This window comes from Psychrobacillus sp. FSL K6-4046, assembly GCF_038624605.1.
GTDB lineage: Bacteria > Bacillota > Bacilli > Bacillales_A > Planococcaceae > Psychrobacillus.
In genome coordinates this window covers 3,388,746-3,410,091 of sequence record NZ_CP152020.1, presented here as the reverse complement: position 1 = coordinate 3,410,091, position 21,346 = coordinate 3,388,746, and the positions used below count along the sequence as shown (strand labels likewise).

Here is a 21,346-nt window from a genome sequence, read left to right as displayed (position 1 = left end):
ATTTTTATGTTATATACTACATTACATCACTAATGCACTAACTTTAGATTGAGAGGAGACTTACCGCAATGATTTTAAATTCGGATAGTGCAAAGCCCATCTATGTACAAATTGCGGAATGGTTAGAGAATGAAATTATAGCCGAGCATTTTAAAGATGATGAGAAAATTTACTCCCAATACCAGCTTGCAGAGCTGTTTAATATTAATCCAGCGACTGCGGCGAAGGGGTTAACAATACTAGTAGAAGAAGAGATTTTATATAAGAAAAGGGGACTGGGAATGTTCGTAGCGACAGAAGCCAAGGCAATGATTTTAGCTAAACGGAGAGATCAGACGTTGACACAAATGGTGTCAGATTTAGTGATGGAAGCTAAAAGATTGTCAATAACCAAAGAGGAGCTAATTCAACTCATACATAAATGTGAGGAGGAAGTCTAATGAAGGTAGTTGAATGTCGAAATGTCAAAAAAGTTTTTCATCGAATGAATGCTTTGGAGGATATAAGCTTCGAGCTAAGTGATCGGAAAATTACAGGGCTAATTGGCCGCAATGGAGCTGGGAAAACAACCTTACTGAAAATACTATCTGGTTTTACCAGCCATAGTTCTGGAGAAGTGCGCGTTTTCGATAGAAGTCCCTATAATGATTTGTTAGTATCTGCGAACAGTATTTTAGTGGATGACCAAATGACTTTTCCTGACACACTGAATTTAGAAGAGATTTTGAACATGGCTCCAGCCTTTTATAAAAAATGGGATGGAGAGCTTGCTAAAAGACTAATGGATTATTTCAAATTAAATCCTAAGCTTAATCACTCTAGCTTATCTAAAGGAACAGCTGCTACGTTTAATCTAATTTTTGGGCTCTCTACTCGCTGTGAGCTAACCCTGCTTGATGAACCGATGAATGGGATGGATGAAGCAGTAAGGTCAGACTTTTACCGAGCATTGTTAAAGGATTATATAGCTCATCCACGCTCTATTTTAATCTCTAGTCATCATTTAGCAGAGATAGAGCACTTGTTGGAGGATATCCTCTTGGTTCACCAAGGAAGGGTGGTCTTACATCAACCGCTTGATGAAATAAAAGAGTATGCCGTGGGATTACAGGGGAATGCAACTGACATTGAAAGATGGACGCAAGGGGAAGAGGTTTATTTCTCCAAGCAGTTAGATCATCAAAGAAAATATGTTGTTGTAAAATACAATTCTTCTATAGAGAAGGCTCGTACAGAGGGTGCTATGCTTGAGGCTTTATCGGCGAGCGATGTGTGTATGTATGTGACGAGTGAAACAAAGGAGGGGATTGATGATGTTTTTAAGTAATGTCAGTTTAGCAAGTGTGATAAGGACACAGGTGAAATTCAAACTACAGGCATATATAGGGGCTGTTCTCTCGCTTATATTTATACAACTATTAGGTTTACTTCTTACTAGTAACACTGGAATGATAGGAACAAGCAGTATTGGTACAGAAATTACTATCAACACATACACACTTGATGGTGTCTTATTCTTTGTAGCTGCATGGGCAGTATTTATAGGGAACTTAATCACTACGAAGGCGTACCGTTATGATGATTTTACGTTTGTTTCCACACGGCTAAGTAACAACATCGCGAATATTGTGGTGTTGATGATTGTCAGTGCCGTTGCAGCGGTTACTACTTTTTTATGTACGTATTTGTTGAGATTATATCAAGTGTTGTTTAGTAACGTGGAGTTTATTGATGGTCCGGGAATACTGGATGAGCCTATGGAGACCATAGAAACTTTGCTTTTACTATTTATCTTAATATGGATGTTCACTTCCTTTGGATATTTAATCGGATCCTTGGTCCAAAAGCATAAGGCATTGATATTAATTTTTCCGATAGTTCTCGTTGGGATAGTAATGAGTTCTATAGGGCTTAATATTATAGAGTTTTTCTTTATAGTAGAGGGAAACTTGTGGGTATTCATGCTTAAAATATTTGGTTTATCAGTAATTTTCTTTTTAATTTCAGTTGCAGTATCTAATAGATGGGAGGTAAGAGCGTGAGTGGTGTATGGATAGCGTTCATAGTAGGCCTGCTCCCTATTGTTCTAATATTATTAATATCCTTTGTATTGATAGGTGGTATAAAGAAAGGTACAAAAAATTTACATGGTTCCTTGCAGCTTAAAAAATATATCGTTTTCGCTTATATTGTCATACTATTTATAGCAATGTTAGTTTATGAGCTCATGCCTAATAACCATTTAGAGCTGTTGGCGGAGGAAGAAGTTCAGGTGCTAGAAGTAGAAAATATTGAATTAGAAGAAGCTTTAAAAAACTACGAGGAGAATAATCTTACTGAAAGATTTCTAATAGATGAGTGGTCTCATGAGTTAAGTGGAAATACGTTATCTATAGGCTATGAAGGCACTGATTCTTATTCCACTAGATTTGTTGTAGAATGGACAGATGCTAAAAATCAATTGATAGAAGGTAAAGAATATAGATCTAACTTTATTATAGAAGGTATTCTCTTAGATAAAATAATTCCCTTACATGAGCTATATTGGGCTGGCAACCATTTATCTGTGAAGGAGCCAATAGGAATAAATCTGGAGTTTAGTGAGTTTTCTAACCGTTTAGTAAATCTACCAAAAGCTAGCAGTGGCGAAACCTATTCCTATCAGAATGTAAGAGGTATGACCTATATTCACTTAAAGGTTCCAAAGCATATAGAGATTGATGATGCTTTAGGATTGCAAATTTATTAAGGGGAGGAAATAGTTTTGGATTTAATAGCTGGAATAGCATTAGTACTTATCGTGTTTTTCTCTTCTAATATAATCGAAAAGAGATTAAAAAACATGGAAAGACAAAACGAGCGTGTCATTGAAATTTTAGAAAAAATACGGGATAAAGAATAGTAAAGTGCCTGCTAATGCGGGCACTTTTCTATCTTATAAGGAAAAATCCAAAGCTGGCATCCTTCCATCAGCTCTTATAGTTTTACATCAAATAAGAACTTAAGACGCCATAGTAAAGACTTTGAAGGGAGAAGGGGAAAGATCCAATCACGAGCAGCTGCTATTGGGCTAAAAGAAATTTGGGCAATTGCTCCAATTTGTCTGGAAAGACGAATTACCTTTCCGGTGCGTGCTACTCGTTTTTCATTGTAAAAATCTAATACGCTTCTTATATCTTCAAATTGTTTAAAGCCATTGCCGAGGACTATTGCATCTTCAATAGCTTGTCCAGCACCCTGCCCCATATTTGGCGTAGTCGCATGGGCTGCATCACCTAATAGGACAACTCGATCGAACACAAAATTTCGTAGTGGCTTGATATCTGAAATGTCATGATGAAGCAATTTTTCCTCCGGAGTACTTGCAATAATATCTGATGCTACCCGTGGAAAATGTTCAAAGAGAAATGACACTTCTTTAGGCTTTAAGTATTGAAAGTCAGGATTTTTTGGAGAAGTGTTAATACAAGCAAACCAATAAATGAAACCATCTTTCATAGGTGCCATACCAAATCTCCCTTTTGTGGACCAAAGCTCTGTGGATGTAAATTCTTTTACTCGACCATTGTTTTCAGTTATCCCTCTCCAGCAAGTATACCCAGCATATCTTGGTTTAGATTCAGGAACGAGCTGTTGGCGAATAGGAGAATTAATGCCGTCTGCCGCTATAAGTAGCTCAGCTTCAAAGACTGTCCCATCCTCGAAAAAAGCAGTAACCTTATGCTCATTTTGCTCAACACGTATACATCTTTTATTATATTCAATGGTATTTGGTTTTAGATTTTCGAGAAAGGTTCGATGAAGATTTGCTCGATGGATGGTGATATTCTCTTGTCCAAACATTTTTTTTAGAACCGAGAAATCGATCGTATTGAGCACTTTTCCATGCATGTCCTGAAAGACTTGTGTGTTTAGGATATAGCCATTGCGGAATATCTCCTCTCCAACACCAATCTCCATTAGTGCTTGCATAGCATTGGAGCCAATTCCTATTCCAGCACCAATTGGGTGGAAAACTGGAGCAGACTCAAACACGTGCACCTCATGACCTTGCTTTTGCAGAGTAACTGCTGCACAAAGTCCTCCAATACCACCTCCTACGATGGCAATGTTCACTGAAATCACTCTCCTTAAGTACCTCTAGTCTAGCAGAAATTTTATGATATGCTAATTAAAAGAGGAGGGAGAAATATGATTTCATTGGTCATTTATGAGTCCAAGCATAAAGAGGCATTAGAAAATTATCCGTTGTCTAAAGAGCAATTAGGCTTCACAGGACACCCAATAGAAATGCTTAAAAAGGTTGAAATGTGTCCTACCTATACACCGGTTGTTATTTTAGACGGTGAACAGGTGGCTGGATTTTTTGTATTGGACACTGGAGACGATAAGTTAAATTATACGGATATGAAAGAAAGTATCCTACTTAGAGGTTATTCCGTTCATCCTAGTTTCCAAGGGAGAGGAATAGCAAAGTTTTCTATGCAGCTTTTACCCCAGTTTGTAATGGAGCATTTTCCATCTATTAAGCAGGTTGTGCTCGGTGTAAATGAGGCTAATAAAGCTGCACAGGCTGTCTATTTAAAAAATGGGTTTATCGACGAGGGGCACAGGTACTTAGGAAGTGCTGGAATCCAATTAGCTTTGTGTCTTAAGGTTGACCAGGTAATAGTAAGGAAAGCAATGCCTGGAGATGAACAAGGGATCGTGGATGTATGTGTGGCAGCCCAATGGAACACATACAAGAATTTATATTCCATGGAATACATAGAAGGTGTAATTGAAAAGTTTTATACTGTGGATAGAATTGAAAAGGAAATTGCAGAAACCAATCGTTTTTGGAACGGATACTTCGTCGCTCTATTGAACAATGAAATAGTTGGAGCTATAGGCGGTGGGGTAGATGAAGAAGGAATTGCTGAAGTATACGTTCTTTACTTGGATCCAGAGAAACGAAATAAAGGGATCGGGACCAAGCTTTTAAACTATTTATCGGATGTTCAGAAATCGAAGTATGGTGCGCACGAGCAATGGGTGTCGGTAGCCAAAAACAATATGCTTGGAATTCCTTTTTACGAGTCACGTGGCTTTATCTTTCAACACGAGGAGCAATCTTATGAGAGTAACCTAGAGGACCAAGCAATTTCCTTAAAATATAAGCGAAAGATTTAAAGGTAAGAGGCTGGATATACCTCCCATAAAAAAGTGAAACCGGAAAATCCGATTTCACTTTTTTACTTCCTTTATTTAGTTTAATTTATATAAGATATCATCTTCTTCGCTTGGATTACCACGTCCATCGGTATTATTAGTGACAAAGTACAACGATTCCCCATTAGAGAAGACATCACGTACCCTACCGAAGCCAGTGATGGATTGTTCAACCTTACCAGTTTCTACATTCATGACCTTTACAGCTTCTCCGCGTAGGGAAGCGACATATAGCTTTCCTTTGTGAAAGGTTATTCCAGAGGGTGCCCATGTCTCGTTACTGCCAGAAGTGATAAGCGGTGTTACATAGCCGTTCTTAGTTTCAGATCCTTCAATGATGGGATAGCCATAGTTCTTTCCTTGCTCAATTAAATTGACCTCATCATTAGCTGACTGGCCATGCTCTGCCTCAAAAAGAGTCCCATTCTCGTGCCAGGCAAGTCCCTGTGGGTTACGGTGACCAGAGGAGAAAATTTGGAATGATCCATCCTCTTCCATTCGCACAATTTTACCGTTCAAGGAATTTTCGTCCTGAGCAAGCTCAGGGTCACCTGCATCTCCAATAGTTACATATAGCTTATGATCAGGACCTATCTCCAGTCGTCCACCATGATGGATATTACCGGTCTTAATGTCATCGAGGTGTATTTCAGTTTCCTGCCACTGATTATTCTCTCGTTTTAGAGTCACTACACGATTAAAGGATTCCCCGTCTTTGTCATACGTATAATAGGCAAATGCCTCATTGGTTTTACTGAAGTCAGACTTTAATACAAAGCCGAGAAGTCCGGCTTCTGCCGCGGAGGACAAGGTATCCGAAAAAATGACTTCCTCATGGGTAACGGTAGACCCATCAATGACAGCTATTGTACCTACTCTCTCTGATATATAAAAGATACTGTCCTGTTGGTTGATTGCCCAAGGGATTTCTAAATTGGTTGCTATTTTATCTGCGGCTTCTTTTTCTGGTTCAGCTGCTTCTTCTGAGCAACCAACTAATAGAAGTGTTAAAAGTATGAGTCTTTTCATATAAAAACCTCCTCTAGTTACTACTTCTAGGAAAGAAATGCAGATTCCTGCTCCTTACCATAAGTTTTACAAATGAGAAACGATAGATTCTATCAAATTTACTTATCATAAATGGAGGAGTATGCTGAATTAACAGAGAAGTTTAGAAAGAAGGAAAAATAATGGAATTTCTAATATTTTTTATTATTGGGATTGCAGGAAATATGGTTGGTACGCTAGTTGGAGGGGGAGGACTGATCAGTCTTCCAATGATGCTGCTAATGGGCTTACCGATTCATTCAGCTATTGGTGCCAACAAGGTTTCAAATACTGTGAGCTCCCTATCTAGCTTTTTAGTTATTTTTACTAAAAAGGAAGTGTCAGCGAAAGAAGCGTTGTCTGTTCTAGTATTTTGTTTAGGTGGAGGAATTTTAGGGGGACTTACGGCATCCTTTCTAAGTGGGGAGACACTCATGGTCATAGCCATCCTGTTATTAAGCTTTGCTTTCATCAACTCATTTATGGGAAAAGGAAATTTTGATGGGACATCGACCTTTCAGTTGAATAGAAAAACAATACCATCCTTATTAGGTATAGGCATTTATGATGGAATGTTTGGCCCAGGGAGCAGCACCCTTGCCCTTTACTTGTATGCTAGCGAGAAAATTGCATACATCAGGGCTGTTGGCCTTGCTAGAATCGGTGTATTCGCAAGCTGCTTTGGTGCTTCTATTACGTATATATCCACGGGGAAGATCATGTGGCCAGTGACCATTGCTTTAATGATTGGTGCAATTATTGGAGCGCAGCTAGGTGTAAGGCTTGCCCGAAAATTAAAATCAGAGCATATTAAGCCTTTACTAAGAGTAGTAACCGTATTATTGATTGTGCAAATAATTTGGGATTATGTGAAATAATAAGTGAGGAGGAAATGACGATGAAATTACAATGTGCAATTTTAGATGACTATCAGCAGGTCGCTTTAAAAATGGCAGACTGGGCGACTATTGAGGAGCAGGTGGAGGTACACTCCTTCTCACAGCATTTCGAAAACGAAGAAGATTTAATAGAGGAAATCAAAGAGTATGAAATTATTGTGATTATGCGAGAACGAACTGCATTCACGGCTTCTTTATTTGAAAAATTACCTAAATTAAAACTCTTAATCACCTCAGGGATGAGGAATGCCTCGATTGATTTAGCTGCTGCTTCAACGTATGGAGTAACTGTTTGTGGTACTGCGAGCTCCTCGGAGCCACCGACTGAGCTTACTTGGGCTCTACTCTTAAATCTCGCTAGAAATATTACTTTGGAGAATAGAGCTTTAAGAGAAAACGGTCCATGGCAAAGCACAGTAGGAGCGGATTTACACGGAAGAACGTTGGGACTCCTTGGATTGGGTAAAATCGGAGGACGTATGGCCACGATAGCCCAAGCATTTGGGATGGACGTTATTGCATGGAGTCAAAACCTTACGAAGGAAGATACAGATAAACTAGGAGTTCGTTTAGCAAATTCAAAGGAAGAGCTCTTGAAAACAAGTGACTTCGTGTCGGTTCACCTTGTATTAAGTGACAGAACAAGAGGAATAATAGGCAAGCAGGAATTAGAGCAGATGAAGCGTAGCGCCTATCTCATCAATACATCACGAGCAGCAATCGTAGACCAAGAGGCATTAATAAAAGCACTAGAAGAAAACAGGATTGCAGGAGCAGGCTTAGATGTATTTGAGGAAGAGCCAATGCCAGAGAAACATCCATATCGTACGCTACCTAACGTCCTGGCAACCCCTCATTTAGGATATGTAAGTGAACATAATTACCGCGTCTACTTTACAGAAGCGGTAGAGGACATTGTAGCTTTTCTTGAGGGAGCAGAAATTCGGAAGATAAATTAAGCCAGTGGGCCAATAATTAGGGGGACCGACCGATTAATAGCGCGAACCGACCGATTATCCGGGAAAACCGACCGATTATGAGCGAGAACCGACCGATAATGAATGAGAACCGACCGATAATCCGGCAAAACCGATCGATTATGAATGAAAACCGACCGATTCATACAAAAGAGGCACAAGACTATCCCATAGTCTTGTGCCTTTTTCTATCTTACTTCAAATTTTCTAACTGTCTGCCTAGCTCTCTTAAATCAGCAACTTGCTCTGAGGTAGTTGTTTTTAGTAAAGCTTTTTGATTGGTTAATGATTGTTTGAGTGATTCAATTTCTTCTGTTAAGTCAGCATTTTCTATGTCGCTTTTTTCTTTAAGAGAATGGATGACTTCGTACAGATCTTCATGACCAACAATTCTTCCAGCACCCCACATCAGCTTTTGGGCAGGTGCATCTATCACGTAGTCTGTGAAGTAATCAAATACTTCTTGATCGAAATCATAGGCATACCAGTTGTTATCGATGTTCCATAAATATTCATCCAAAGGTGTAGCAAGATCTCCATCTTCTAACGCTTCAATAGAAAGCGATAAATTATTTATATTGTTTTGTGCGTGCTCGTAAGGGAATATAACAACGTCTTCCCAAGTCAGGCGAGTGAAGCTGTCCTCAGCATGCTTGAATGCAGCTAATAAATCACTATTAAGCTGACGGCTTTCGTTATAAAGCTTTTTAGCCGCAGCTTGGTCGTCTTTAGCTATGGCATTTAAGTAATCCTCATTAATCTTTGCAACTCTTTTGTTTACATCCTTTGCTGTATCCATTACATGGTCAATTTCGTCAATCAGCTCGTCCTTAGATACCTCTGCTTGTTCAAAGGCATTTTCATCAATTGTTTCCTTCATAGCATTCAAACGAGTGGTAAAGTCTAAAGGCACCACAGCTGTTTTGTCGTAATGCATAGTTAGAAGACCATATAAATTCAAGTGGAATTTAAAAGCGTCCTCATTATACGTTTCTTCGGTATCAAATTGTGAATGGTAATGAGAGCGCATAAAATCGCTATCTTGGAAATCATTGCGTAAAGCTGGAACCCCTGCAATATTAAAGGAAAAATCATCTGACCAAGTACGCAATGGAGATATTACAGAAATTCCATCCTTATAAACACCTTCTACCGCTGGAACATCTTTAGAGAATTCTGTAAGGTAATTGTTCAATTCGTATGTAGCACGAATTTCGTCCTGCGTCGTGTGCTCATATGCAGGGAGCTCAAAGTTCATGTTAGCAAATGCTTTTCCAGCCCATTCTGGGTGAATGTTAAATATTTGATTGTATGCACCAGTGGACCAGTCATAGCGAGAGTTTGAAACTCCCCACTCTTCAGCAGCAAGTGCGTTAAAGATAATCGTTTTTTCTGGCTGATAGCCGCTATCGATTAGACCCTTGGCTACTCCCATCAATAATCCTATGGCAGCATGATCATCCTGGAATCCTGTGAAGTAGGAATCATAATGGGCAGATAAGATAATATAAGACTCTGGATCCTTCCCTACGATTTTTCCATAATAATTATAGGATTTGCCATCCATTTCAACAGTAGATTTTGCATCAAATTTCACTTTCAAGGAGCCCGTCTCACTAGCTTCCAATGATTTTTTTAACTTATTTCCATCCGTTTGGGACATGGAAAATGCAGGAGCATCATCCGGTCCACAAAAATCTTGAGCATTTAAGGCATCTGGAGAGACTTCTCCATAACCAGCTTCCTGTACAGCTATAACTCCTGCTGCACCTTTTACATGAGCTTGGTATGCGGGGTAGTTGATCCACCATTCCTCACGCTGATTTATGTCTATTAAAACGAGCTTGCCTTCGATGTCGAGTCCATCTAAGTCCTCAGCTGTGGCCTTGCCACCGTAAACAATGTCGTATTCCTTGACGCCATTTGTATTGAAATTAACCTGGTAGCCACCAAGAACCGCTAAATGCTCTTTACCGTTTTCATCCGTAAACGTTAAATCGGCTTTTTCAAATGTCCAAGTATCTAAAGTAAACTCGTCCTTCGTTACTTCTGTAAGGCCGATTTTCTCCATTTCTTGTCCAATTTTTTCTCCGGTCTTGAGTTCTGCCTCAGAACCAGCTGTTCGGTATCCAAGCTTTTCATTTGTTTTAAACTCTTCTAAGCTTTTAGTAAATTCATAGGCATAATCTACATCAACAGATGATAAATAATCATCTTTTAACTGATTGATTACTCCGTCCTTTACTTTATCTTGATCATCTTTTGCCTCTTCGTCCTTACAGCCTGTAAGAGTAAGCCCTACAAGAAACGATATTGCAAGTACTTTTGCTAACTTTTTCATTTATCACATTCCTTTCCTCTCATGTAGAAATTAATATTATCAAAAAATAATAATTTTTACCACTTTTCTTTGTGAATAGAAAGGAGTACGATAGGATAAAGTTACGTAAAGGAGAGCGATCATATGTTTAAAAAGTTGGCGTCAGATGCATTGGGTATTTCAGACATTGGAGTGGTTGTTTCTAAAGCAGATTTTGATAAAACGGAGTCTGATGATTTTGTCATGCATGAAGCAGGTGAAGTGGTTTATTTTCTTATTAAAACTAAGGCAGATGAATATTGCTTTACTAACCTTGCTTTAATTCATGTAGACGGAGAGAATGCCCTTAGTAAGAAAAGAACGCTTCGTCGCTATGATTATGCTTACTATCCAATCACCGATGTAGCGCTTGAAACTGCAGGAACTATCGATCTGGATATGGAGATTAAGTTCACGATTGGAAATGTGCCATTAAGCATAGATATCCATAAAAAGTTTGCTACGGAAATCAAAGATCTTTATAAGGCAATCCATACCATATCAACTCAAATGCTAGACAACAAAAAGAAATTTGATATTGCTCAAAATAGCTTAGGCTACGCTGCCCAGTCAGTAGGAAAGATGGAAAGTAAAGACATTACTCCATTGTCTTCGTTCGAATCGATAACCCAGTTTTCCTCCAACTGGATGCTAGAGCAAAAAGACAAATACATGAAAAAAGACTTCAAGGACGTATTTGAATTATTTATAAATGCTTAAAAAGTATGCCACTACCTATTAAAGGTAGTGGTTTTTATATTTTATCTCGTAACTAGGAGCAGTGTTAGGTTCCCAAAATATCTTCTTATTTCTGAATAAATGGTCTATTATTGATTGTATACCATTTATAGGGAGTTGAAGTGGATAATGGAATCACTTGAACCGAGAAATAGAAGTCGGATGCGTATCTACTTTGGGAAGAAGTATTTCCGTATGAAGCGTTATATGGATTGGTATGCTGGGAAGAAAAAGTATGCTTTAAAAAAGCAATCAACCAGAAAATCGGAGATCATTGCGACTCATCAAACCCAGTTGCTACGTGAATTAAAAGACGTAGACATGTGGCTGCAGCACAATAAAATTACTAATCTTAAAATAGCTATTAAGCAATTAAATGGTGTCATCGTCCAACCAGGTGAAACATTCTCTTATTGGCGATTAATTGGAAATACGAGTAAGAGAAAGGGATACGTTGAAGGAATGATTTTACACTATGGAAAAGTTACTGTTGGAGTAGGTGGAGGGCTTTGCCAGCTATCAAACCTTATTTACTGGATTACATTACATACACCACTTCAGGTGAAGGAAAGGTATCGACATAGCTATGATGTATTCCCGGACTCTAACCGAAGTCAACCTTTTGGAAGTGGAGCTACATGTGCATATAACTACCTGGATTTGCAAATCAAAAATGATACTAAGCAGGCTTATCAACTAGTACTGTATCTAACCGATACCCATCTAGTAGGGGAATGGAGAGCAGATAATCCTTCTACTAGAACATACGAGGTGTATGAGAAGGATCATTTGATTTCCTTGGAATATTGGGGTGGCTATGTCCGACATAACAGTATTTATAGGAGAGCCTATAATATGCAAAGTGAATTAATAGACGATGAGTTTATTGCTCAAAATCATGCAATCATGATGTATGAGCCAATGTTAACGACATCTAGTGAGTAATAGGAGTTGGTAAAAATGGAGGAAAGAAAACAAAAGTCCTTGAGTGATAAAATTTTATACGCGGTATTTTGGTTAATCTGTATTTTTTTCTTTGGCTCATTCCTCTTTATTGTAATTGTTTTAACTGGAAATATGCATTATATCTCGCTGCTGGCTACTGGAGTGATTGTACTGTATTTATTTTACCTATTCCATTTGTTTAATTTTTTTACTACTAAAAAAAGAAAGCAGTGGGTTTTAGGGATCATGGGAGTGGCCTTAGTGATCAGTGCAATTACTCCAGTCAAAAAAATATATGAGAAAAATATTCCGACGGTAGATGCAGAATTAAATGTTTGGGACTATCAACCATTCATGGAGCCTTTAAAAATTGCAACTCTAGAGGAGGAGTCAACATTTAAAATTACAGAGGACTTACCAAGGTTGGATGGAGCAACGGCTTTGTATCCTTTGTATGCTTCTTTTGCTCAAGCGGTTTATCCCGATAAAACATATGAGCCAAGCTCCAGTGAAGTCATGGTAAATACGACTCCTGATGCTTACAATAATTTGATTGAAGGTAAAGTAGATATGATCTTTGTTGCAGGCCCCTCTAAGGCGCAAATCAATTATGCAAAGCGTAATGGTGTGGAGCTTAAACTCACACCGATTGGCAGAGAAGCATTCGTGTTCTTTGTCCACCAAAAAAATGAAATTAATGAGCTCAGCCTTCAACAAATTCAGGATATTTACTCAGGGAGCATTAATAATTGGCAGGATGTCGGGGGAAGCGACGATTCTATACGAGCATTCCAGCGTCCCGAAGGCAGTGGGAGTCAAACGGCTTTAGAAAATCTAATGGGAGAAATTCCTTTAATGGAAGCACCGACTGAAGATATTGTTAGTGGGATGGGGGGAATCATTGAAGAAGTAGCTCAATACAAGAATTATAAAAACGCAATCGGGTACACATTCCGATTCTATTCGAACGAAATGGTTAAGAACGATCAGATTAAACTATTAAATATAAACGGAATTGCACCTACAATAGAAAATATTCGTAACAACCAGTATCCGATTGCATCTGAATTTTATTTAGTGACAACTAATACGGATAATCCTCATGTTGATGAGTTTATAGAATGGATTCTATCTCCTCAGGGTCAGGAGCTGGTTGAGAAAACGGGTTACGTGCCAATGATTGAATAACAAAGAGCTGCTCCTACCCGAAGCAGCTCCTTGTTATTCCGAGATAGAATTTAAATTTTCGTTCAATTTTTTGGCTTGTAGACGGAAATAGTAGTAGAATGCCAGCCAATGTAAAATATAAACAATAATGAAAATTGCCAGGCCAATTCCAAAGCTTAACAAAGTAAATGGTATCCAGCCAATAAAGAAAGCTAAGATAAAATATGCTACGAAGACGGTAAGAAAATGGAAACCGGTAGCCTGCATCATAGTAAAACGCTTATTCTCAAAGTAGAGTGGGGTTACTGTAAATAACCAACCACAAAATATAGAGCCTAAAGAATTTTTTAGAAACAAAGCCCCGTTTAACGTTTCTCTGTCGCTAAAGAGTACTACCCCGCTTGTAAAAACTACTGATATGAATGCTCCAAAGAAAATCCCAATCATACTTCTAAACAAAAATGTTTTCATTTATTTTTTCCTCCTATTCATTTTCAGTGCGTCCTTAATGTGAGCGACGTATGTCCTAGACACATATTCCTTTGCTCCGGATTTAAAATACACACATAGCGTTCCATTGAAAGAAGCTTCAAATCGATTAAGCTCATAGAGGTTTGCTATAACAGATTTTGATAAACGTATAAATTTGCTTGATGGTAGCATTTCCTCTAGCTCATATAGCTTTTCCTTTAATTTGTATGAGCCGGTTTCTGTTACTGCATAGACTGCTTCCTGATCTGTATGAAAATAATGAATATCCGCGGGCTTTAAGATGTGTTGCATTTCATCGATTTTTCCAACTAAAAATTCTATTTCACTGCCTTTTATAAATTCCAGTAAGTCCTGGACTGGTCCATCTAGCGTAGGTGTTTCAATTTTAACCAACGTCTCTTTAAAATCACTATCAATATTTAACGATACTTTCATCTTTGACACCTCTCTTCTTTAATAGTGTAAAGGTTCTGATAATAATTGTCTTTAGATTTTCCGCTTGTGCATGAAGCGAATAATAAGAACCGATACAAATAGAAGTACTCCAATATAGCTTCCAGCGAGAATGGTTTCAATAGTTAGAGAGAGCTGGCCGTTCCATACATCTATAAACATGTTATTCATATGATAGAGTGGGTTAAGCTTTGCTGATACTTGTATAAAGTTTGGCATTAGGTTAATTGGCTGTGCGAAGCCGCCGGTAAAAATAATGATTTGCATAATAACGATAGAAAATACAAGAGCACTGTTTATATTATCAAATAAGGAATAAATAGCAGATGCCATGATTAGTAAGACAATGTTCATAGCTATAAAAAAAGCATAGGAAGAAAACATATCGAGTAGGACGAAGGATAAATCATACATAACTAATCCAATGCTAAGTATCATAAGATAACCTAAGGTCGTAATAATAATCGCTCGTAAAATGCTTGAGGCGAGTAAAATGTTTTTGGGAACAGGAGACAAGCGTATTCGTTTTTCCACACCAGTTATACGGTGGTTAACCTGATCAAAGCCAAAAGCAAAAAATATTACCGTAAATGTGATGAGTAATATAAAGGATGGTGTGTAAGATTGAGCATAGTTTAGACCATGATCATACGTCATTTCCCCATATAACTGTCCCATAAAAATATACGTTACGGGTGGGATAATAATGGTGAAAAACATATAAAAGACTTCTCTACTAAACATAAGGAAATCATATTTTAATTGTGTAGCTAGCATTAGAATTGCCTCCTAAATATCAACTTTTTGAAGATAAAAATCATGTACAGAACGATAGCCTAAAGCTAAAATACTGTCAGTAGTTGAAAAAACTTCAGTTATTCCATTATTGATAAGTAAAACCTTGTCACAGTATATCTCCACCTCATCCATATTGTGGGTAGTCAAGATGACAGTGCCCCCAGTGCGTTCATTGTATTCAGTAATATAAGACCATAACAAATTACGCATATGTGGATCTAATCCGGTAGTTGGCTCATCTAATATAAGTAGCTTGGGCTCGCACAAAAATGCAATCGCTAGGCTAACAATCTGCTTCCAACCACCTGATAATTTATCGAAATACTTGTGGCGATGGGGATCTAAATTGAAGTCTTGTATAATTTTTTCTAAAGCAATGGAGGACCTATAGTAAGACCTAAACAATTTTAATAATTCCTCCACCTTTAATGTTCGATAAAATTGGGTTGGCTGAAGAACGACAGCAATTTGTTTTCTAAGTTCTTCTAAACGGCTCATGGAGGCTAATCGAATGTCTTCTTCCAGCACATAGACAATTCCTGTATCAAATTGTTTGATGGTCATAAGAATTTCTAAAAAAGTAGATTTACCTGCTCCATTTTTTCCTATCACCCCTATGACTTCTCCAGGTGACGCTTGAAAATCTATTCCTTTTAAAACCTCCTTCTCCCCGTACGATTTTTTTAAATTTCTAACTTCAATGATATGCACAAATATCACTCCCGTTTTTCTTATAAACTAATTGTATGATGAGATGAGGAGGTATTCGAGCGTATTTCGGTAAGAGGTATTTTAGTTTGGCCAACCTGTAGGAATTGATTGGTCAGTTGCATTTAACTACTAAAAGGAAGTATATTGATAGTATCAAAGGAGGAATTCTAATGAGTCAATCATTCTTAAACAAAGTAACCCCCCTTATCAATCATGAAGAGAGATTGGTCAGAGAATTTGCATCGTATGTACTAAATCAATTTCCATTTACACCTAGCAAGGTGGTAAATGAACAACTGACGAATGCACTACATGCTGATGAACAAGAAAGAGATACTATTCTAGTCTGGGGACAAGAAAATAACGTTACAGAAGAAACGTTCCCGATTCTGATGAAGCTCCTCCAAAAGGTAAAAAAATCGAAAAGACATCTAGTCCTTCAATATGTCATGAACCTTCCTTCACGGGTTCTTGTAGACAAAGCCGAACAGCTTACTCCCTATATAGGAACAGAGTATACTGATTTCAATTAGCTACTGTTGGAGGCAAGCGAGGATACACTTTGGAAAACGTATGAGGACGTTGTGGGTGACGTTAACCGCGATGGCTTTAATGCACTTGAATTTCAGAAGTCGAAAAAGCTGCTTGGGCGACTGATTGATGTTGGCAGCTATGGGAAGCAGGAAGTAGAGAAGACCCTTCAGCAAGAACTAGGGGAAAAGTTTTTCTCGGTGTTTGGTATTTTAGCAGTAAGAGCGGTTGGCCTACTACAGTTAAACGAATATATACCTACACTTGTATCCCTACTAGGTAGAGAAGAAGAAATTCTATTAGAAGAATTGGCAGTTGCGTTAAGTAGCTTTCAGACGGATGACGTAGTAGAAGCAGTTGCTCCATATGCGATGAAGAATGAGACGTGTATTTATGCTGCTAGTATTTTAAAAGAAACAAAAACTGAAAAGGCAATAGAAGTGCTGGTAAAGAGCTACGACAAATTAGATGAAAGTGGTAAAGAGACGGTTATCGAATCCCTGACAGCCCAATTAACAGAGCAAGCCTTCCCGTTGATAGAGGATTATCTCCATAACGGCTATCATGGTGGATTAATTGATCTTGAACAGACGCTTTATGCGTTCTATACAGTAATGGGACGTTCCCATCCATCTATGGAAGAGTGGAAGCAAATTGCCGAACAAAACGCCATAGAATTCGAACAAGAGCAACAAGCACAAGCACCTCAGCCAGCAGTAAGCGAAAAGGTCGGTAGAAATGATCCCTGTCCTTGTGGTAGTGGAAAAAAATATAAAAAATGCTGTGGGAAATGAGATATTAAGCATAGCCATTTAAATATAAAATGCTGCCGGACTCATATGCCCGGCAGCATTTTATGCTAGCTTAAATTTATTTATTTCCTCTTGTAAGTCCTGTGCATTTTGTGAAAGTTCAATTGCTACACCGCTGACCTGTTCCATGGTAGCAGTTTGTTCCTCAATAGCGGCAGCAATACCTTCAACATTGGTGGAAGCATTTACAGCCCCGTTAGCGATTTCCATGGCAGAAGCAGAAACTTGTTCAGCAGATGCGGAAATCTCTTCAGAAGTAGCTGAGATCTCTTCGATTTGAACGTTCATCTGTTCTACTGCAGTAACGATTTCTTGAAAAGCATGACCGGCATCTCCAATAATCTTCACTCCAACTGTTACAGATTCTAGTGATTCCTCAGCTGCTTTTTCTACATTGCCTGTATCTAGTTTGATATCCTTTATCAAATCAACAATTTGATTGGCGGATTGTCTAGATTCCTCAGCAAGCTTACGAACCTCGTCTGCAACAACTGCAAATCCTTTCCCATGCTCGCCAGCTCGTGCTGCTTCAATCGCCGCATTGAGTGCTAGTAGGTTAGTCTGCTCTGTAATATTCGTAATTACATTAGTTATATTTTCAATTTCCAAGGTTTGTTTACTTAGTTTTTGAACTAAATTATTCATCATCTCAGAGGAATGATTTATGGTGTTCATCTGTTCACTTGCCTGTTGAATAATCTTACCTCCAGCCAGTGCCGTTTGATAAGTTTGGTTCGAGTTGTCGTATAAGTGCTGTGTCGATTCGGCAATTCGTTGAACTCCCGTTGCAGTCTCTTCCATAGCTCGAGAACTTTCATTGGCCGACTGGGCAGCAGAAGATGAGGCTTCTAAAGTATCATTAGCTCGGTTAGCCATTTCATTTGTAGAAGCAGTTACCTCTTCGGTGCTTGCGGATAGCTCTTCGGCAGCCGCACTTAGATGCTCTGAATTTTCATGGATTCTTTTAAGTAACATTTGAAGATTATTTTTCATTTGATTAGTAGCTGTAGCTAGCTTTCCAATTTCATCATTGGAAGAGTAGTTCAAATCCTCCACCGATAAATCTCCAGTAGCAATTATTTCGGCTGCGTCTACCATTTTTATTAACGGATTAGAGATTTGCTTACGAGTGAACCACATAAGGAGAACTCCATTTAGCAAAACGAATACTAACATAACAATTGCTACAATGTTAGATAGAGTCATTGCACCATCTGTTTCTTGAGAGATTTTTTTCAGTTCTTTATCTTGATAATCAAGCATTTTTTGTGCAACTTCTAATATACCATCGTTAGCGGGAGTAATTCGGTCCTTTAAAATTCTAGACCCAGAGCTAATAACACCAGTTTTGGCATACTCCAAATATATATCTGAAGCTTCATTGAACTCATTTTTATAAACATAAATCTCCTCTACATAAGCTTTCATTGTTTTAGAGTTTGCAAGAGAAGCTATTTGAGCAATTTGCTCATCCACATACTGGATATAGTATTCAAGCTGCTCCTTCGTTTCCGGAGAATTATCGATTAACAATTCTTGAGAATATTGCCCCTGCATTCCAATACCAAAACGTATTTCGTCAATTACTCGTAATTGGGTGACTCTATAATCAAGCGCCTCATCCACCTTAGATTCTACATTAGCAGATGTAAGCATAGCTGTTACAGTAGAGATTAATAACAAAACTATAATGACGATAAATGCGATGTTTAACTTTTTTCCGATACTCATAAGCTGCCTTCTTTCCCGTAAATATAATCACCTCGTTTTTATCGGCTATTAGTATTGGTATTTGAAGTGTGATTATGGAAAATTATTGATAATTGGAAGTTATTGATAAAAAATTAATAAATAATTTATCTTAATAAAACATGGTGACATGGAGTTAACTCCACCCTTTAAAGTAAGAATGGGGGAGGGGTGCTATATGGAGATAATCGTGTACAGTTTAATATGGATGGGATATTAACAATAGTTGCTGGAGTGTTACAATGGAAGGAAAAGGGTTTTATATATCCTACGGTATTAGTAGGTCGGTTAACTGGAGGGAAAAGGGATGAGACCACAACTAACTAAAGATATAAACATAGAAAAATTTAAACAGTATTATTGGTTAAAGGAAGAGCTCCAAGCGTTTTGTAGAGAGCACCTTATAAGCCCAGCCGGTTCGAAAGGAGAAATTGCTAATCGAATAGAGGTATTCCTTCACTCAGGAGAAATACTCCAGCCAGTCAGAAGAGCTAAAATCTCTAAAGTAGATGAACCACTTTCTTTGGATACTGTTATAACAGAAGGACATCGGTGTAGCCAACAAGTAAGGGCATTTTTTCAGGAAGCTATAGGACCGAAATTTCATTTCTCTACTTATATTCAAAATTATTTTAAAAACAATATAGGAAATACATATCGGGATGCAGTGAACGCTTGGATGGAGGAGGAAGAACGTAAGAGAGATCCGGCTTTCTCGAAAGCGATTGCACCTCAATTTGAATATAACCAATTCACGAAAGATTTCTTTGCAGATCCTAACAATAAAGGGAAGACACGTCAGGATGCTATTCAAGCATGGAATACTATTAAGCAGCTACCAGGAAGTAATAAATATCAACAATAAAAAGCCGTACATTCGAATTGCTTCGAGTGTACGGCTTTTATCAAATTAATTCCGAAGAATTAAAGTTTTACGATGTTAACTGCTTGTGGTCCGCGGTTACCTTCTTCGATATCAAATTCAACTTTTTGACCTTCGTCAAGAGATTTGAATCCGTCACCTTGGATAGCTGAGAAATGAGCGAATACGTCGCTTCCACCTTCAACCTCGATAAATCCAAAACCTTTTTCTGCGTTAAACCATTTTACTGTACCTTGTGTCATGTAAAAAACCTCCATAAAATAAATTAAATAATATAAATCTTTCAACAGATAAAAAAATTCACATATTAGAAAAAGTATCGACAAACATTTCACGATCACTTTTTGTAATATGTGAATTCAATGTTTTCTTTTGAAGCAATTTAACTATTGAACTTAGTATATAACGTTTAATGTCATTTGTCCAGTAATGTACTTAGGTTATTTAAAATTCTTTTATTAACCGAATAAGTAGAAGCACTTAAGTCTACTGCTTTTCTTAAAGGTAACGCAGTGATACCAGCACTTGAAGACCTTAAATAGAGTGAATAGTCATTCATTTTATGGTATTCTTTTCTAAAATAAATCTTTGTTTATAGGGGTGGTTGAGATGCTTTTCAAAAAACAATTCGATGTTTCGACTAAAAGTGGGGTAATAATGGCGAATGGAAAGGTGTCTTTTCAAGGCGTGAGGTTAAATGTACATTGTTTCGTGGTAGATGGTGTCCTCATTGATACGGGATCACAGTCACTAGAGAACGAGCTCAAACCTTTCTTGAAGCAGCAAGAGGTGGAGAAGGTCATGATTACTCACCATCATGAGGACCATACTGGCTGTGCTGCTTATTTGCAGGAGCTGGGAAAACCCATTTATATGAAAGAACATTTTATAGATCACTGTCAAAAGAAAGCAGACTATCCGCTTTACCGTAAGCTTTTTTGGGGAAAGAGACAGCCATTTAAAGCTAATCCGTTAGGCGATACATTTACCTCTAAAAATGCTACTTGGGATGTTATCCCTACACCTGGTCATGCCAAGGATCATGTAGCCTTTCTCAATAAACAAACGGGTCAATTGTTTACAGGTGACCTTTATTGCCAAGAACGAACAAAGATTATACTTCGAGAAGAAAGTATTCCAACCATCATAGAATCCCTTCAACGGGTCCTCACCTATGATTTTGGGGATGTCTACTGCTGTCATGCAGGGTATTTAGAAAAGGGAAGAAGATACTTAGAGAGAAAGTTACATTATTTATTAGAGATGCAGCAAAAGATTTTGCAGCTTCACGCCGAGGGGAAAAGTGAAAAAGAGATTACCAGTATTATTTTTCCAAAGAAATATTCTATTAATCGGTTTTCTCTGGGTGAGTGGAGCTCCTTTCATATCATCCGGTCGGTTATTAACGAGCGGTAGTATGAAAAGGACTAATTACATAGTAGAGTCCTTGCCTGACGGGTGGACTAGCTTTTCGTGGTTTATATACAAGCCATATTTACTAATGTGATACTCTATTCGAGCAGAAATAGACCCTGCTAAAATACATTAAATAGAATACTTGCATAAGTCTACTC

At 38.0% G+C, this 21,346-nt stretch carries 25 protein-coding genes; 16 read left to right on the top strand and 9 right to left on the bottom strand.

Annotated features, from left to right (window positions below):
- Window positions 1–68: 68 nt before the first annotated feature.
- The 5 genes from MKY09_RS16725 to MKY09_RS16705 are packed head-to-tail and all read left to right on the top strand — an operon-like array spanning window position 69 to window position 2,902.
- On the top strand, window positions 69–440 hold the full coding sequence (locus MKY09_RS16725; protein WP_169361120.1) for a GntR family transcriptional regulator: 372 nt from the start codon (window positions 69–71) through the stop codon (window positions 438–440).
- Window positions 440–1,327 carry an ABC transporter ATP-binding protein gene (locus tag MKY09_RS16720; RefSeq protein ID WP_342567155.1) on the top strand — a complete coding sequence of 296 codons (888 nt, stop codon included), beginning with the start codon at window positions 440–442 and terminating at the stop codon, window positions 1,325–1,327. The genes MKY09_RS16725 and MKY09_RS16720 overlap by 1 nt, the downstream gene beginning before the upstream one ends.
- On the top strand, window positions 1,311–2,042 hold the full coding sequence (locus MKY09_RS16715; RefSeq protein ID WP_342567154.1) for a hypothetical protein: 732 nt from the start codon (window positions 1,311–1,313) through the stop codon (window positions 2,040–2,042). The genes MKY09_RS16720 and MKY09_RS16715 overlap by 17 nt, the downstream gene beginning before the upstream one ends.
- Window positions 2,039–2,749, top strand: coding sequence for a hypothetical protein (locus tag MKY09_RS16710; protein WP_298470213.1), 711 nt, complete (start codon window positions 2,039–2,041; stop codon window positions 2,747–2,749). The genes MKY09_RS16715 and MKY09_RS16710 overlap by 4 nt, the downstream gene beginning before the upstream one ends.
- A 15-nt stretch (window positions 2,750–2,764) precedes the next feature.
- Entirely contained in the window at window positions 2,765–2,902 is a 138-nt protein-coding gene (locus MKY09_RS16705) for a hypothetical protein (protein WP_342567153.1), read from the top strand.
- 74 nt (window positions 2,903–2,976) lie between these two features.
- Here the strand turns inward: MKY09_RS16705 and MKY09_RS16700 are convergent, their stop codons facing one another.
- Window positions 2,977–4,116: an FAD-dependent monooxygenase gene (locus MKY09_RS16700; protein WP_298470217.1), complete on the bottom strand. Its 1,140-nt coding sequence runs from the start codon at window positions 4,114–4,116 to the stop codon at window positions 2,977–2,979.
- 75 nt (window positions 4,117–4,191) lie between these two features.
- On the opposite strand from MKY09_RS16700, the gene MKY09_RS16695 reads away from it, so the two are divergent.
- Window positions 4,192–5,172 (top strand): GNAT family N-acetyltransferase, encoded by a 981-nt coding sequence (locus MKY09_RS16695; protein WP_251557091.1) that lies wholly within the window; start codon window positions 4,192–4,194, stop codon window positions 5,170–5,172.
- Between the two features lie 75 nt (window positions 5,173–5,247).
- Here MKY09_RS16695 and MKY09_RS16690 read toward each other — a convergent pair whose 3' ends face one another.
- Window positions 5,248–6,240: a PQQ-dependent sugar dehydrogenase gene (locus tag MKY09_RS16690; RefSeq protein ID WP_169361126.1), complete on the bottom strand. Its 993-nt coding sequence runs from the start codon at window positions 6,238–6,240 to the stop codon at window positions 5,248–5,250.
- Window positions 6,241–6,401: 161 nt separating this feature from the next.
- On the opposite strand from MKY09_RS16690, the gene MKY09_RS16685 reads away from it, so the two are divergent.
- Entirely contained in the window at window positions 6,402–7,136 is a 735-nt protein-coding gene (locus MKY09_RS16685; protein ID WP_251557087.1) for a sulfite exporter TauE/SafE family protein, read from the top strand.
- A gap of 20 nt (window positions 7,137–7,156) precedes the next feature.
- Window positions 7,157–8,116 carry a D-2-hydroxyacid dehydrogenase family protein gene (locus MKY09_RS16680; protein ID WP_342567152.1) on the top strand — a complete coding sequence of 320 codons (960 nt, stop codon included), beginning with the start codon at window positions 7,157–7,159 and terminating at the stop codon, window positions 8,114–8,116.
- A 211-nt stretch (window positions 8,117–8,327) separates the two neighbouring features.
- Here the strand turns inward: MKY09_RS16680 and MKY09_RS16675 are convergent, their stop codons facing one another.
- Window positions 8,328–10,475, bottom strand: coding sequence for a M28 family peptidase (locus MKY09_RS16675; RefSeq protein ID WP_342567151.1), 2,148 nt, complete (start codon window positions 10,473–10,475; stop codon window positions 8,328–8,330).
- 123 nt (window positions 10,476–10,598) lie between these two features.
- On the opposite strand from MKY09_RS16675, the gene MKY09_RS16670 reads away from it, so the two are divergent.
- From MKY09_RS16670 to MKY09_RS16660, 3 genes are all read left to right on the top strand, one after another.
- The gene (locus MKY09_RS16670) at window positions 10,599–11,213 is read left to right on the top strand and encodes a PH domain-containing protein (RefSeq protein WP_169361130.1); all 615 of its coding nucleotides are present in this window, start codon (window positions 10,599–10,601) and stop codon (window positions 11,211–11,213) included.
- Between the two features lie 147 nt (window positions 11,214–11,360).
- A complete protein-coding gene (locus MKY09_RS16665; RefSeq protein ID WP_342567150.1) occupies window positions 11,361–12,176 on the top strand; it encodes a VanW family protein in 816 nt (271 codons plus the stop codon).
- A 15-nt stretch (window positions 12,177–12,191) separates the two neighbouring features.
- Window positions 12,192–13,364, top strand: coding sequence for a substrate-binding domain-containing protein (locus tag MKY09_RS16660; RefSeq protein ID WP_342567149.1), 1,173 nt, complete (start codon window positions 12,192–12,194; stop codon window positions 13,362–13,364).
- Between the two features lie 33 nt (window positions 13,365–13,397).
- On the opposite strand, the gene MKY09_RS16655 is transcribed toward MKY09_RS16660, so the two are convergent.
- Genes MKY09_RS16655 through MKY09_RS16640 form a run of 4 tightly spaced genes read right to left on the bottom strand, consistent with a single transcriptional unit; the run spans window position 13,398 to window position 15,797 of the window.
- A complete protein-coding gene (locus tag MKY09_RS16655) occupies window positions 13,398–13,814 on the bottom strand; it encodes a DUF3021 domain-containing protein (protein WP_169361133.1) in 417 nt (138 codons plus the stop codon).
- On the bottom strand, window positions 13,815–14,270 hold the full coding sequence (locus MKY09_RS16650) for a LytTR family DNA-binding domain-containing protein (RefSeq protein WP_342567148.1): 456 nt from the start codon (window positions 14,268–14,270) through the stop codon (window positions 13,815–13,817).
- A 51-nt stretch (window positions 14,271–14,321) separates the two neighbouring features.
- Complete coding sequence (locus tag MKY09_RS16645) at window positions 14,322–15,065, bottom strand: ABC transporter permease (protein WP_342567147.1); 744 nt, start codon at window positions 15,063–15,065, stop codon at window positions 14,322–14,324.
- A gap of 12 nt (window positions 15,066–15,077) precedes the next feature.
- Complete coding sequence (locus tag MKY09_RS16640) at window positions 15,078–15,797, bottom strand: ABC transporter ATP-binding protein (RefSeq protein ID WP_342567146.1); 720 nt, start codon at window positions 15,795–15,797, stop codon at window positions 15,078–15,080.
- A gap of 170 nt (window positions 15,798–15,967) precedes the next feature.
- Here MKY09_RS16640 and MKY09_RS16635 point away from each other — a divergent pair, with 170 nt between their 5' ends.
- Window positions 15,968–16,330: a hypothetical protein gene (locus tag MKY09_RS16635; protein WP_342567145.1), complete on the top strand. Its 363-nt coding sequence runs from the start codon at window positions 15,968–15,970 to the stop codon at window positions 16,328–16,330.
- Between the two features lie 51 nt (window positions 16,331–16,381).
- Window positions 16,382–17,122 carry an SEC-C metal-binding domain-containing protein gene (locus MKY09_RS16630; RefSeq protein WP_342567144.1) on the top strand — a complete coding sequence of 247 codons (741 nt, stop codon included), beginning with the start codon at window positions 16,382–16,384 and terminating at the stop codon, window positions 17,120–17,122.
- A gap of 60 nt (window positions 17,123–17,182) precedes the next feature.
- Here the strand turns inward: MKY09_RS16630 and MKY09_RS16625 are convergent, their stop codons facing one another.
- The gene (locus MKY09_RS16625; protein WP_342567143.1) at window positions 17,183–18,871 is read right to left on the bottom strand and encodes a methyl-accepting chemotaxis protein; all 1,689 of its coding nucleotides are present in this window, start codon (window positions 18,869–18,871) and stop codon (window positions 17,183–17,185) included.
- 189 nt (window positions 18,872–19,060) lie between these two features.
- On the opposite strand from MKY09_RS16625, the gene MKY09_RS16620 reads away from it, so the two are divergent.
- The gene (locus MKY09_RS16620; protein ID WP_342567142.1) at window positions 19,061–19,216 is read left to right on the top strand and encodes a hypothetical protein; all 156 of its coding nucleotides are present in this window, start codon (window positions 19,061–19,063) and stop codon (window positions 19,214–19,216) included.
- Window positions 19,197–19,754 carry a DUF6434 domain-containing protein gene (locus MKY09_RS16615; protein WP_342567141.1) on the top strand — a complete coding sequence of 186 codons (558 nt, stop codon included), beginning with the start codon at window positions 19,197–19,199 and terminating at the stop codon, window positions 19,752–19,754. Before MKY09_RS16620 ends, MKY09_RS16615 begins: the two co-directional genes overlap by 20 nt.
- A 59-nt stretch (window positions 19,755–19,813) precedes the next feature.
- Here MKY09_RS16615 and MKY09_RS16610 read toward each other — a convergent pair whose 3' ends face one another.
- Entirely contained in the window at window positions 19,814–20,014 is a 201-nt protein-coding gene (locus tag MKY09_RS16610; protein WP_169361140.1) for a cold-shock protein, read from the bottom strand.
- 367 nt (window positions 20,015–20,381) lie between these two features.
- Between MKY09_RS16610 and MKY09_RS16605 the strand changes: the two genes are divergently transcribed.
- The gene (locus MKY09_RS16605) at window positions 20,382–21,188 is read left to right on the top strand and encodes an MBL fold metallo-hydrolase (protein WP_342567140.1); all 807 of its coding nucleotides are present in this window, start codon (window positions 20,382–20,384) and stop codon (window positions 21,186–21,188) included.
- Window positions 21,189–21,346: the final 158 nt, after the last annotated feature.

Excerpts from the sequence above, each read along its gene's own strand:
- MKY09_RS16725 (WP_169361120.1), top strand. The coding sequence starts at position 69 with ATGATTTTAAATTCGGATAGTGCAAAGCCCATCTATGTACAAATTGCG.
- MKY09_RS16720 (WP_342567155.1), top strand. The coding sequence starts at position 440 with ATGAAGGTAGTTGAATGTCGAAATGTCAAAAAAGTTTTTCATCGAATG.
- MKY09_RS16715 (WP_342567154.1), top strand. The coding sequence starts at position 1,311 with ATGATGTTTTTAAGTAATGTCAGTTTAGCAAGTGTGATAAGGACACAG.
- MKY09_RS16695 (WP_251557091.1), top strand. The coding sequence starts at position 4,192 with ATGATTTCATTGGTCATTTATGAGTCCAAGCATAAAGAGGCATTAGAA.
- MKY09_RS16690 (WP_169361126.1), bottom strand. The coding sequence starts at position 6,240 with ATGAAAAGACTCATACTTTTAACACTTCTATTAGTTGGTTGCTCAGAA.
- MKY09_RS16685 (WP_251557087.1), top strand. The coding sequence starts at position 6,402 with ATGGAATTTCTAATATTTTTTATTATTGGGATTGCAGGAAATATGGTT.
- MKY09_RS16680 (WP_342567152.1), top strand. The coding sequence starts at position 7,157 with ATGAAATTACAATGTGCAATTTTAGATGACTATCAGCAGGTCGCTTTA.
- MKY09_RS16675 (WP_342567151.1), bottom strand. The coding sequence starts at position 10,475 with ATGAAAAAGTTAGCAAAAGTACTTGCAATATCGTTTCTTGTAGGGCTT.
- MKY09_RS16670 (WP_169361130.1), top strand. The coding sequence starts at position 10,599 with ATGTTTAAAAAGTTGGCGTCAGATGCATTGGGTATTTCAGACATTGGA.
- MKY09_RS16665 (WP_342567150.1), top strand. The coding sequence starts at position 11,361 with ATGGAATCACTTGAACCGAGAAATAGAAGTCGGATGCGTATCTACTTT.
- MKY09_RS16660 (WP_342567149.1), top strand. The coding sequence starts at position 12,192 with ATGGAGGAAAGAAAACAAAAGTCCTTGAGTGATAAAATTTTATACGCG.
- MKY09_RS16655 (WP_169361133.1), bottom strand. The coding sequence starts at position 13,814 with ATGAAAACATTTTTGTTTAGAAGTATGATTGGGATTTTCTTTGGAGCA.
- MKY09_RS16650 (WP_342567148.1), bottom strand. The coding sequence starts at position 14,270 with ATGAAAGTATCGTTAAATATTGATAGTGATTTTAAAGAGACGTTGGTT.
- MKY09_RS16645 (WP_342567147.1), bottom strand. The coding sequence starts at position 15,065 with ATGCTAGCTACACAATTAAAATATGATTTCCTTATGTTTAGTAGAGAA.
- MKY09_RS16635 (WP_342567145.1), top strand. The coding sequence starts at position 15,968 with ATGAGTCAATCATTCTTAAACAAAGTAACCCCCCTTATCAATCATGAA.
- MKY09_RS16625 (WP_342567143.1), bottom strand. The coding sequence starts at position 18,871 with ATGAGTATCGGAAAAAAGTTAAACATCGCATTTATCGTCATTATAGTT.
- MKY09_RS16615 (WP_342567141.1), top strand. The coding sequence starts at position 19,197 with ATGAGACCACAACTAACTAAAGATATAAACATAGAAAAATTTAAACAG.
- MKY09_RS16610 (WP_169361140.1), bottom strand. The coding sequence starts at position 20,014 with ATGACACAAGGTACAGTAAAATGGTTTAACGCAGAAAAAGGTTTTGGA.
- MKY09_RS16605 (WP_342567140.1), top strand. The coding sequence starts at position 20,382 with ATGCTTTTCAAAAAACAATTCGATGTTTCGACTAAAAGTGGGGTAATA.